Raw genomic sequence first — 12,587 nt, 5'->3', positions numbered from 1 at the left:
GGTAACACCAACTATTTTCAATATACCGTTATAGTTTGATGAGAACCCTTGACCAAAGTGGCCTAGACTGGTAAATTAAGAAACAATATCTCCCAGGATTCCTAGCCGAGCCTGAGACTGAAAAATAAGAGGAGCGATATCAACTATGTCTAATTGGGACACGAAGTTTGCTAAAGAAGGATTTACTTTTGATGATGTTTTGCTAATACCAGCCGAAAGCCACGTTTTGCCGAATGAAGTCGATCTGAGTACCCAATTAGCGCCAAATTTGAAGTTGAACGTTCCATTTTTAAGTGCTTCCATGGATACCGTTACGGAAACGAAGATGGCGACTGCCATGGCCCGTAACGGGGGCCTGGGGGTCATCCACAAGAACATGAGTGCCACGGACCAAGCCCAAATGGTCGCTGACGTGAAGGCCATCGAAAATGATGCCGACCAGTATCCTCACGCTGCTGTGGACGACAACAATCACTTGTTAGTCGCCGCAGCCGTTGGGGTAACTTCTGACACCTTTGACCGGGCCCACGCCTTACTGGATGCGGGTGCCGACGCCATTATCATTGATACGGCGCACGGCCACTCCGCTGGGGTGCTGCGGAAGGTTGCCCAGATTCGCGAACAATTACCGGATGCGACGCTGATCGCTGGTAACGTTGCGACTGGTGAAGGCACACGGGCACTGTTTGAAGCCGGCGTTGACGTGGTTAAAGTGGGTATCGGCCCTGGTTCTATCTGCACGACGCGGGTGGTTGCCGGTGTCGGTGTGCCCCAGTTGACGGCCATCTATGACGCCGCGAAGGTGGCGCGTGAATTTGGCAAGCCCATCATCGCTGACGGTGGGATGAAGTACTCCGGTGACATCGTGAAGGCGATTGCCGCTGGAGGGAACGCCGTGATGTTTGGGTCAATGTTCTCCGGCACCGATGAAGCGCCTGGCGACATCATCGAAGAAGACGGCAAGAAGTATAAGACGTACCGGGGGATGGGGAGCTTGGCTGCCATGTCTCACGGTTCAGCTGACCGTTACTTCCAAGGCGGCGTTAACGAAGCCGACAAGCTCGTGCCAGAAGGAATTGAAGCACGTGTGGCCTACAAGGGTAGCGTCAACGACATCATTTTCCAAATGGTCGGTGGTCTGCGTTCCGGAATGGGGTACACGGGGAGCGCCACGATTCAGAACCTGATCGACAACGCGCAGTTTGTTCGGATTTCCAATGCCGGGTTGATCGAATCCCATCCACATGATGTGCAAATCACCAAGGCAGCACCTAACTACAAATAAATAATGATTGGCCGATGCAGAAGTTATTTCTGGGTCGGCTTTTTTTTGAAAAAAATGGATAAGCATCAGGCACTACTTATCTCTCGTTGGCTTTATACAAATATTGATGGTATGGAGGATCCGACATCAAAGTACTGGCCATGTGAATCCTGACCAATACTGAGATGAGACAGGTAGTTCATTTTTCACCGTAAACGCCTCATTTCGCCTTAAGTCCCCGTTAAACTTGAGGTTGGCTAGACGGGAATAAATAGTGTAAAATTAAGGAATGGTAAAGTGCCTTACGCCCGACTAAAGGTTCGGGTTTTCCGGCCGCACCGCCAGGGTTATTTGTTAGAATGGAATTAAACCCACGGGGAAGACGGCTAGTGGAATTGCCTAGCTGGCAAAGGAGATTAGCGCAATATGAAAATTTTAGTTGTCGATGATGATAAAGAAATTGCCCAATTACTTGAAATCTACATTAAAAACGAAGGTTACGAACCCTTAACCGCCTACAACGGTAAGGAGGCGCTGACCAAACTGCACACCACGCCTGATATCGCCTTGATGATTTTGGACATTATGATGCCAGAAATGAGCGGAATCGAAGTTGTGAAGGAAGTGCGGAAGGATTCTCAGATTCCAATCTTGATTCTGTCCGCAAAGACGGGGGACATGGATAAGATTCAGGGCCTGATCACCGGTGCCGATGATTATGTGACCAAGCCATTCAATCCCTTAGAGGTGATGGCCCGGGTCAAGTCGCTGCTACGGCGGAGCCAAGACCAAGTGACCGATGATAGCCCTGACATCTTGGATATCGGTACGTTGACCATCAACAAGGATTCTCACGAAGTCAAGACGATCGCCGGCAAGACGGTGTCACTGACAGCGTTGGAATTTGGGATTCTCTATTTGTTGGCGAGCCATCCTAACCGGGTCTTCTCCGCTGATGAGATTTTTGAACGTGTTTGGCGCCAGGAGAGTATCGTTTCTGCCAAGACCGTCATGGTCCACGTGAGTCATTTGCGGGACAAGATTGAAGATGCCACGAACGGTGAGAAAGTGATTCAAACCGTTTGGGGTGTGGGGTACAAGATTGAATCGCACTAATCAAAGTCGTAAGTTTACGCGTTGCTGGGGGGCCGCAAGATGAAGTTAACCACGCGTGAGAAGAGCGCGCTGTTCATGGAAGGCGTTGTGACCGTCATCCTGCTATTTATGTTAAATTTGGCGTTACTGGTCCTGATCATTCAGGCCATTGAGAGTAACCCCGGATTGCGGGATGGGATTTTCATTATCAAACGGTCCGTCGTGTTCGGCCCCAATCACTTTCAACTGTGGAGTTGGGAAAACCTCTTCATTGGCCTGATGGTGATCGGTGATGCATTGGTCGTCTGGTGGCGACTGATTCGGCGTTACCGGCAAATGCAGCTGCACCATATCATTGAAGAATTGCACTACATTGCGAATGGCCACTTTGACCATCGGATTCCGTTTCGGGTCAGTGGGGACGTCCAACGGGTGGTCGATTCGGTCAACGCGCTGGTCGATTCCGTCATTCATTCGATGGATGAGGAGCGGGCAATTGAGAAGTCGAAAGACGAACTGATTACCAACGTTAGTCACGATATCCGCACGCCACTGACCTCGATCATTGGTTATTTAGGCTTGATTGAAGATAAGCAGTACCACTCGACGGATGACCTGTTGAAATACACGCACACGGCCTTTCTGAAATCAAAACAGATGAAATCGTTGGTTGACGATCTCTTTGAATACACGAAGGTGCGGCAAACGGATACGCCGTTGAGCCTGACGAATATTGATCTGGCAGCGATGTTGGAACAATTGGCGGCCAGCTTCGAGCTGGAAGGTCAGAAGAAGGGCATGACGATTGGCGCCAGCAGCACCCCGGCGATATTGATGATGGAGGCTGATCCGGAAAAATTAGTCCGAGTATTTAACAATTTAGTTTCCAATGCGTTGAAGTACGGGGATGGCGGGAAGCACATTAATTTAAATGCCAAACAGATCAGCGATGCCGAATTAGAGGTTCGCGTGACCAACGATGGCCCGAAGATTCCGAAAGAGTCTTTGTCGATGATCTTCGAACGGTTCTACCGGGTTGAGGAATCGCGTTCCAAGGAAACTGGTGGCACGGGTCTAGGCTTAGCCATTGCCCAGAGCATTGTGGCGCTCCACGGCGGGTACATTTACGTGGAATCCGACGATGCGCTGACCAGCTTTGTGATCCATTTGCCGGTCAAACACGATGCCCCGTTACAGATTCCCCAACGCTTGAAGGCACCAGGAAGTCTCGATTAGCTAGAGGCTGAAAGATAAAATCTCAGTATGGATAAGCAGTTGCACCGTTAAATTAAGCTAAATTGGGCGCACTCCGGCTGCCAGGGATTCCGCCTGCTGTGGGGACGCTTCAGCCTGGCAGAACACCAGTCTTCTCGCTCGATTTGAAGCCACGAAAACCACGTGTCTTCAAAGTCGCCCGTGCTGTAAGCTGGCTGAAAAGGCGCCAGCTAACACCACTTTCACGGCTGGCTCCATCCCTGGCCTCCTCCGGCACTGATTGGGTTTTATCACGACACCAGCTGCCGGCCGGTAAGGCGACTTAATCACTGTGTTGCCTACTTTTAGAGCAACTGTTGTTGGTAGAACAGGCATGAGCTGTACTTTGGAACTTTCAACCCTTAGTTGATTAGCAAAAAAAACTGAGATTAGCAAAAAAAACTGATTAGAACAACTGCATTCAAGTTGGTCGCTGGGGAGACGTAGCGACGATAATTTGGTAACAAGCACCGGTTCGCCGGTACTACGTAAGATAGAGGAGTTTTCGAGAATGAAACGTTTAAAGCAAGTTGTGATGGGCCTGGTGACGGCGGTCACGCTGTTTGCCGGTGGCCTGAGTACGGCAGTGACGCCAACCATGACGGCGCACGCGGCCAGCACCAAGAGCACCAGCACCACGGTCAACCTAAAGGCGAAGGCGGGAATCGCCGTTGACGCCCAGACCGGTCAGATTCTATACAGCAAGAACAGTGACCAAGCATTACCAGTCGCTTCGATGACAAAATTGTTATCCATCTACCTGGTCCTGGATGCCGTACACAGCGGTAAGCTCAAGTGGGACCAAAAGATTACCATCAACAAGGACATTGCGAAAGTGGCCAAGGACACGAACCTGTCGAACGTCCCATTGCGGGCCGGTCACAAGTATACGGTCAAGTCGTTGTACCAAGCATCCTTGATCTATTCAGCTAACGGCGCCATTGAAGCGCTGGGAGTCGCAGTTGCTGGTACGCCGCATGCCTTTGTCGATCAGATGAAGGCGCAGGCGAAGAAGTTGGGCATGACCGACGTTAAAATTTACAACGCTTGTGGCCTGACCAATAAGCAGGTCGGGAATCTCGGGTACAGCAACGTCAAGGGTTCTGCTGAAAACGAATGGTCCGCAGCCGACCAAGCGACGTTGACGGTTGCGTTGTTGAAGAAGTATCCGGAAGTGCTGCAAACCACGAAGATCGCTAAGATGTGGTTTGAAAAGGGCACGCAGGATGCCACGAAGATGGAAAACTGGAATTGGATGCTGAAGGGGCTGACCGCTTCTTATGCCAAACTCCACGTTGACGGTCTGAAGACGGGAACGTCCAAAGCGGCCGGGGCTAACTTTACCGGGACCGCCAACAATGACGGCAACCGAATTGTGACGGTCGTGCTTCACGCGGCCCACAAGTCAGAGACCGACGCTTCTCGGTTCCAACAGACCCAGAAGATGATGTCTTACGTTTACAACAACTTTAAGACGGTGAGCTACAAGGCCGGCGACCAAGTTAAGGGCGCGAAGAGTGTGAAAACCAACGACGCCAAGGAAAAGACGGCCAAGACGGTCTTGTCAGATGGCGTTAAATTGTGGATTCGTGATGATCAAATTGCCAGCAACATTTCCGCAACGACCACGTTGAAGTCGAAGCTGACTAAGAACAAAGCGCTAGAGGCACCAGTTGCCAAGAATGCGGAAGTTGGGACCGCCAATATTTCATTGAAGGGCGATCAACTGGGCTTCTTGGGGAACACCAAGACGACCAAGGTGCCCGTTAAGGTGACCAAAGCCGTTGAAAAGGCCAACATCTTCGTGCGGATGTGGCGTGCAATTGTTTCGTTATTCTAAAGTGAAGTTGGGAGTCACTGACCGTTAGTGGGCAGTGGCTCTTTTTCTGTGCGCAAATATAATAGTAGAAAGTGACACCCCAACTTGATTTCAATCAAAGTAAAGTGCGGACCTCGCCGCTATACTAGGACATATCATCAGAACATGAGTTGAACTTGATAAGTAATAAAATTTAAAAATAAATTTCAAAGTGCTCTAAATGCATGTGGGACAAGGCTGGTGCCGCTTTCTAAAAATTGTCTATGGCGTGTTATTGTTTTGACAAGTCAAGTATTAATGTGCGAAGATACCTTTAATATTAGCCTAAGACATGCATTTTTAAGGATATTTTGAGGATAAAGGGAGTTGGCATTCGTGAACATGGTAAAAGGTGAATGGAAATACATTCGGCACAACCGGTTGATTTTAATCTCCGTCTTGGCCATTATGTTTATTCCATTTCTCTACAGTATCTTCTTTCTGAAGTCAGTCTGGGATCCATATGGCGAGACTGGAAAGTTACCCGTGGCGGTGGTCAATCAGGATAAACCTGTGACCTACCAAGGGCAAACGTTAAATGTTGGGGATCAGACCATCACCAATTTGAAGAAAAATCATCAATTGGGTTGGCGGTTCGTTTCTGCCAAGACGGCAGCGCAGGGATTGAAAGACCACAAGTATTACACGGTCATCACGATTCCGAAGAACTTCTCGGCCAATGCAGCAACGGCCTTGGACAAGCACCCCAAGAAAATGACCTTTACGTATAAAACTAACGCATCGGCGAACTACATCGCAAAAGTAATGAGTGATGTTGGTTCAGACCAGCTGAATAGCCAGATTCGAGCTAAGGTGACGAAGGCATACGCCCAAGCAACCTTTAAGCAGATCTATGCGGTTGGTAAAGGGATGAACAAGGCGGCCAAGGGGTCGAACCAGTTGAAGGATGGGACGGTCACGTTGACTGACGGCCTGAACACCTACACGACTGGGGTCAAGACCTTGAACAATGGTCTACAACAAATGAAGACTTCCGTGACGCCTTTGGCAACCGGGATTCAAAAGTTGTCGTCTGGTTCGAAGACCCTGCAAAGTGGGTTAAGCACCTACACGGCAGGGGTCGGCCAGTACGCAACTGGGGTTAACCAGTACACGTCTGGTGTCGGTCAATATACTGCTGGGGTTAACCAGTACACGAGTGGAACTGGCCAATATGTCAGTGGGGTCAACCAATTCACAAGTGGTGTTAGCCAGTTAAGTGCTGGGATGCCACAACTGACGGCTGGGACCAAGAAGCTCGCTAATGGGGCCAACTCATTGAACTCTGGTGTCTACAAGTACGTCGACGGGGTCTACACGTTGAACACTGGTGTCCAGAAGTTAGGTAGTGGGGCAACTTCACTGGCTAGTGGTGTTTCTCAGTTGTACGACGGGAGTTCTTCATTGAATTCTGGGTTGTCGACTTTAAGTGGCAATTCGACTGACCTAGCTTCCGGTGCCAACACCTTAGCGGTACAAGCACAGAGCTTGTCAGATGGTGTTAGTCAATTGGGAACTGCTGCTGATCAAGTATTAGCTAAGATTAATGGTGATGCCAACAATCCAAGTGCTACGGCACAATTAACTAACTTAGCGGCTGGATTGGGTAAAATCGATGCAGGTGCAAAGGCGGCAGACACATATGCGCAAAAAGCAGCCGCATTGGCACAGCAAGAAAATCAGGCACAACCGCAAGCAAACACAGTTTCTAGTCAAAGTACGACTAACGGTAATGGTTCTTCTGATAACGGTGCTGCTGCGGCGAAGAGTGCTGCGAATACCGCGGTTGCAACGGCAGCTGCGTTAAAGGCAGCTACTGGTAAAGAAGACAATAGTTCGGAAGTTGCTTCATTAGCAGGTCAGATGGTTAATGATGCAGCTGCAGCTAAAAAAGCTGCGGATAGTGTGTCAACTGGAACCTCTAATGCAACGAATACGACCACGACCAAAACCGTTGAATCGACCAAGGCTAGCGCACAATTGGTAGCATTAACGGCTGGTGTTGCTCAAGCAACTAGTCAAGTTTCTGCTGGTTTAACGCAAGTGATGACAGAATTATCAAGTACAGATTTAGGAAGCACAATTGGTCAATTATCCGCATTTGCTCAGGGTGTACAATCGCTTAACGCCCAAGTCAACGGTGGTTCCACGACCTTAACGTCTGGTGTGAACACGTTAGCTAACGGGGTTAAGGCGTACACGTCTGGTGTCGACCAAGCCTTCGCCGGTTCCACGACCTTGAAGAACGGCTTGAACACACTGAACAGCCAAGTCCCAACGTTGACGAATGGGGTTACCCAAATTCTGAACGGGACTGCTGAATTGGCTAAGAACGGTGCTGCCTTGAAGAGCGGTTCTAAGCAAGTTGCTGGTGGTGTGACAACGCTGGATAGTGGGTTACAAACGGCCGCTGCTGGGGTGAACAAGCTGAACGCCAACACGGGTAAGCTGAACGCTGCTGGGTCGAAGTTAACGTCTAGTTCAGGAAAACTCTCTGCTGCTGGTTCACAATTAAATGCCAACACGCTTAAGTTGACGGCTGCCGGCAACAAGTTGACCAGCAACTCGAACAAGTTGAACCAAGGGGCAAGTCAGTTGAGCTCTGGTTTGACCACGTTGAACGACAGTGTGCCAACTTTGACCAGTGGGGTTAACCAGCTGGCTGATGGGTCCGCTAAGTTGAACGACAATAGTGGTAAATTGGTCGATGGCGCCAACAAACTGAAGGACGGGAGCGGTACCTTAGCGAAGTCCTTGAAGAGTGGTGCTGATCAATTGGCCGCCCAACCATTGACGAACAAGACGGCGGACATGTTTGCCGCACCAACGAAGCTGAAGCATGAAAACTACAGTTACGTGCCAAACTATGGTCATGCCTTAGCACCATACGTTCTGTCCGTTGCCCTCTACGTTGGGGCCTTGGTCTTCAACTTTGCCTTCCCAATTCGGAAGGTCTCACGTGAAGACGGGACTGCAACGGGCTGGTTCCTCAGCAAGGTTTCCATTGGTGCTTTTGAAGCACTGGCAATGGGGGTTGTTGAACCGGTACTGATGATGTTAGGTGGCTTGACGGTCGACAATCCAGGTCAAATGATCCTGGTTTCCGTGTTCTTCGCGGAGGCGTCGATGTTTATCGTCATGTTCCTGTCGATGTTACTGGACAACCCTGGTCGTTTCATCGCCATGGTTCTCCTGATGTTGCAACTTGGTGGTTCCGGTGGGACGTTCCCAATGGAAGTCACGAACCACTTCTACAACGTTGTGCACCCATTCTTGCCAATGACTTACTCGATCCTCGGATTCCGTGAAGCCATTACATCAGGGATGAGCGGCGAGGTTGGACAAGCTGTTTGGATGCTGACCCTCTTCACGATTCTGGCGTTAGCATTGCTATGGCCAACGATGGTCTGGTTGCAGAAGAAGCATTTGATGGGCAAGTCACAGTTGGATGACAACCAGAAGTTACAAGAGGTTGAAGATCCAACGTCAAACTCTCATTCATAAAAATGATTATCGAGAAGTCTGGATGAAAATCCAGGCTTTTTTTTGGCTAAATCAGGAAAATTGGTCGTAGCGGTGTCATCATTTTTGCGTATAATGGAACGCAGTAAGAGAAAAGAGGAACTGAGATGGCAGCAACGTTTCGTTTAGCAACTTCTACAGATCAACCACGAATTATTGAAATCTATAATGAGGCCATTGCCACCAAAGGGAGTACGGCGGATTTGGAACCAACCACGGTGGCGCAACGTCAAGCGTGGTTTGCGGAGTTTACGGATGACCATTTTCCATTGTGGGTGATTGAGAGCGCCGGTGAGGTCGTTGGCTACGTGGGGCTAGAACCTTACAGTGATCGTGCAGGTTACCGTTATACGGCCGAAATAGCCCTTTATTTGGCTCATACAGCACAGGGTCAACATATGGGGAGCCAGGCAGTGGCTTGGGTGGATGAGCAAGCGCCGAAATTAGGGCTCACCACCATCATTTCGCGAATTTTTGGGCACAATCGGGCGAGTCGCGGCCTGTTTGAGAAGGCCGGTTATGCACACTGGGGCCATTTACCAGCAATCGCTGACATGGCCGGTTTTACGGCGGATCTAGAGGTGTATGGGAAGCATTTCTAAGTGAAAGCACGGGTATGAAAATTGACCGCGGCCTTTCACAAAGCGGGAAGCAACCGCGGTGAAATCCGGGATACAGCTTGATAAATATTAGAGTTGTTATATGAAAATGACTTGAAACATGTTAAAATATCATCGTGTGGTTTTATGGCTAATGGGTAAACCCGTTAACCTGATTCATATCTCAGAGTATTCGACGGAGGCAAACATTCTTGAATAAACGACGGCCAAACCCCAAGCAGGTGGCGGACCCGAATGAACCCTTATGGCGGTCTACACTGCGGGTAGCCATGCCCCTTAATTTGAGTTACATCCCAATCGGGCTGGCTTGTGGGATTTTGCTACACGCGGCAGGGTTCAATACCTTACTGACTGGATTAGTTTCGATCTTGATCTTTTCCGGTGGGGCACAATTTTTAATTGCCACGATGTTGACCATTAATTCCCCATTACTTTCAATTGTTTTGATGCTGTTCTTCTTGGAATTACGGTATGCTTTACTGAGTTCGAGTTTATCGCCTTACTTAAAGGGGCAATCCAACCACTTTTTGTTCATCTTCGCGGTGTCTTTAAACGATGAAAACTACGCCATTAACTACTTAAAATTCGCCACCGATAAAAAGTGGACGGGTAAGGAAGCCTTGATGGTGGAACACTATTCCTTACTGTTCTGGGCTGTCAGCAACATTGTTGGGAGCTTGATTGGGAGTACGTTGAAGATCGACTTGGGAATCGTTAACTTTGCCCTAACGGCGCTCTTCTTGTACATGATCGTGATGCAGATCAAGAACCGGTTGACGGTGGTAATCTGCTTAATTTCTGGTGTGCTGGCGGCGGTATGTATGATGCTGACCAAGAGTACGTTAGGATTAGTTATTTCGACGATCATTGCTTCGTTGATTGGCTTCTACTTAGAAACAACGCTGCGGAAGCATTTACCCGACAGTCACTGGCTGTGGAAGCTCCGGGGACCGGGCGCCAAGAAGTCGGCAGTTGAAAATACGGACGAATAGGATACGGGAGACGCTATATGAGTGCAGTTAATACGTGGAACAGTACGCAACACTTTTGGTTGATTATTTTGGGCTTTTGCGTTGCCTTCGTGCCGCGCTTCCTGCCCCTAATGTTATTCACCAAACGGGCAATTCCTGAATGGTTCAACGAATGGATGAAGTTTGTGCCGGTGTCGCTGTTTACGGCACTAGTCGTTAAGGACATCTTCATTGATAGTGCTAGTTACGCGCTGATTTTGAACCACTTTTCAGAAATGTTGGCGGCCGTCGTGGTAGTCATCATTGCCTACAGAACGCGATCAATGGCGATTTCAGTGATTACGGGATTGATTGCTGTGTTCCTGTTGTCGATGTTTATTGCGTGATTAAAATTAATGATGAGTTGAAAGGCTGGGCGGATGCTTGGCCTTTTTTTAGTGACTAGTCATTTGCGGTCATTTTAATTGACCTTCTCCCTAAAAGGGCCTATCGTTAGCCGCAGAAAAGAGGCTGTATTATTATGGCAGAAACAATTTCGATTCGTTTGGATAAGGAAACAGAACGACGGTTGGAAAGTTACACCCGCCTGCACCGCATCAACGACGAGGACTACATCAAGCAGGTCGTGGCAGCTAGTCTGGAGAACCGGCCAACTGAACGCGTCGTAAAGCGACCCACGATGAGTCTGTCGTGGCGGGATACGTTGAAGGAATTGAATATCGATTAAAGTAAAAGACTCTCCCAGAATTCAAATGGGAGAGCCTTTTTAAGTAAATAGAGTATGATAGTTGCATCTTGTATCTACATGGGACATCTTTAGCTTAAAGATAATAATTTAGGAGGAAAATATGGAACTTATAAAAGAACAAACAAGCTTGGCAATATTGGGGAACGACAGAGCTGTTAGAATTCCAAGCCAGATTATTAAGCAATTGAATTTAGATGATAATCAAGATATGACAATAACAATTGAAAATGGATCTATCATTTTAACACCAATAAGAAAGAATCCGACCAATATTCATGAATTATTTAAGGAATGGCAAGACGATGGAAAACGAGATCACGAGCTTGATTGGGGAAAGTCAGAAGGTAATGAACTTCCATGGTAAGCCAAGGCGATATATTTTATATAACCTCAGCAGAAAACCTTTGATTTCAATCAAAGAATGAATGCGAAAGCTTAACTCTTTTTAAAACATATGTTCCCCTTATGGGTGATTAAATCATGCTATAATTAATTCAACCTTTTGGGGAGGTGAACGATGGTGCTATTAGGCCGAACAGCAAAAATCAGACTCTATCCTAATTCAATACGAGCAGTTCAGCTTTTGGCGGAGAGCCAAGAGTATCAGCGATTAGCCAACATCGTTAGTGAATGGGTATTTAACCATGCGTTCCCAATGAACTATTTAAAAATTAATCATGCCCTGTATAAAAAGTTCCGGCAAGAATCTCCTTTGAACAGTCAAATGATCCAGTCCGTCTTCAGGACGGTTGTCGCTCGTTACAAAACCGTCTTAGAACAGATAAAACAACATCCTTTCCGTTACCAAGATGTTGATAAAAAATGGGTTCGGACCCCGAAAGACCTAACCTGGCTGTTCAAGCCTATCCATTTCTCGAAGCCCCAAGCAGACTTAGTTCGACAAAGTAATTATTCCTTTGTCAATGGAATGACTGAAATTTCACTCATAACATTAGGCAAGAGAACTAAGATGAGCTTTACTAGCAAAGGCTTTGAACAATACTTTCAGAGTGGCTGGAAGTTTGGGACAGCCAAGCTAGTCCATTCTCAAGGCAAGTGGTACTTACATATTGGCGTTACGAAAGAAGTCGCTGATTTTGAGCCAACAAGCCAGTCCAAGATTGTCGGCATTGACCGTGGGTTGCGTTTCTTAGCAACAGTTCATGATTACCTGGGGAAAACACGATTCTTTGATGGCAAGAAGATCTTACGCAAACGCATGAAATTCTTAGAGACACGACGACAGTTACAAAGC

10 protein-coding genes and 1 pseudogene are annotated in these 12,587 nt (G+C 48.1%); all 11 read left to right on the top strand.

The window, feature by feature from the left end; genetic code table 11:
• Positions 1–145 precede the first annotated feature (145 nt).
• Positions 146–1,285: an IMP dehydrogenase gene (gene guaB, locus FAY32_RS08565; RefSeq protein ID WP_143463019.1), complete on the top strand. Its 1,140-nt coding sequence runs from the start codon at positions 146–148 to the stop codon at positions 1,283–1,285.
• Between the two features lie 405 nt (positions 1,286–1,690).
• Complete coding sequence (locus FAY32_RS08560; protein ID WP_125575717.1) at positions 1,691–2,380, top strand: response regulator transcription factor; 690 nt, start codon at positions 1,691–1,693, stop codon at positions 2,378–2,380.
• 39 nt (positions 2,381–2,419) lie between these two features.
• On the top strand, positions 2,420–3,595 hold the full coding sequence (locus FAY32_RS08555) for a sensor histidine kinase (protein WP_143463018.1): 1,176 nt from the start codon (positions 2,420–2,422) through the stop codon (positions 3,593–3,595).
• A 529-nt stretch (positions 3,596–4,124) separates the two neighbouring features.
• A complete protein-coding gene (locus tag FAY32_RS08550) occupies positions 4,125–5,453 on the top strand; it encodes a serine hydrolase (RefSeq protein ID WP_143463017.1) in 1,329 nt (442 codons plus the stop codon).
• Positions 5,454–5,813: 360 nt separating this feature from the next.
• A complete protein-coding gene (locus tag FAY32_RS08545; protein ID WP_225428324.1) occupies positions 5,814–8,975 on the top strand; it encodes a YhgE/Pip domain-containing protein in 3,162 nt (1,053 codons plus the stop codon).
• A gap of 125 nt (positions 8,976–9,100) precedes the next feature.
• Positions 9,101–9,595, top strand: a complete 495-nt coding sequence (locus FAY32_RS08540) for a GNAT family N-acetyltransferase (RefSeq protein ID WP_143463015.1) — start codon at positions 9,101–9,103, stop codon at positions 9,593–9,595.
• A gap of 209 nt (positions 9,596–9,804) precedes the next feature.
• Positions 9,805–10,605, top strand: a complete 801-nt coding sequence (locus FAY32_RS08535; RefSeq protein ID WP_143463014.1) for an AzlC family ABC transporter permease — start codon at positions 9,805–9,807, stop codon at positions 10,603–10,605.
• A 17-nt stretch (positions 10,606–10,622) separates the two neighbouring features.
• On the top strand, positions 10,623–10,970 hold the full coding sequence (locus FAY32_RS08530; protein ID WP_143463013.1) for an AzlD domain-containing protein: 348 nt from the start codon (positions 10,623–10,625) through the stop codon (positions 10,968–10,970).
• A 134-nt stretch (positions 10,971–11,104) separates the two neighbouring features.
• Positions 11,105–11,311 carry a hypothetical protein gene (locus FAY32_RS08525; protein WP_143463012.1) on the top strand — a complete coding sequence of 69 codons (207 nt, stop codon included), beginning with the start codon at positions 11,105–11,107 and terminating at the stop codon, positions 11,309–11,311.
• A gap of 121 nt (positions 11,312–11,432) precedes the next feature.
• A complete protein-coding gene (locus tag FAY32_RS08520) occupies positions 11,433–11,696 on the top strand; it encodes an AbrB/MazE/SpoVT family DNA-binding domain-containing protein (protein WP_143463011.1) in 264 nt (87 codons plus the stop codon).
• A 153-nt stretch (positions 11,697–11,849) separates the two neighbouring features.
• Positions 11,850–12,587: pseudogene (locus FAY32_RS08515) on the top strand (RNA-guided endonuclease TnpB family protein); the annotation flags it as partial.

The organism is Levilactobacillus enshiensis (assembly GCF_007115095.1).
Lineage (GTDB): Bacteria > Bacillota > Bacilli > Lactobacillales > Lactobacillaceae > Levilactobacillus > Levilactobacillus enshiensis.
Note: the sequence above shows the minus strand (reverse complement) of the source record. Positions and strands in the feature narration are given on the sequence as shown.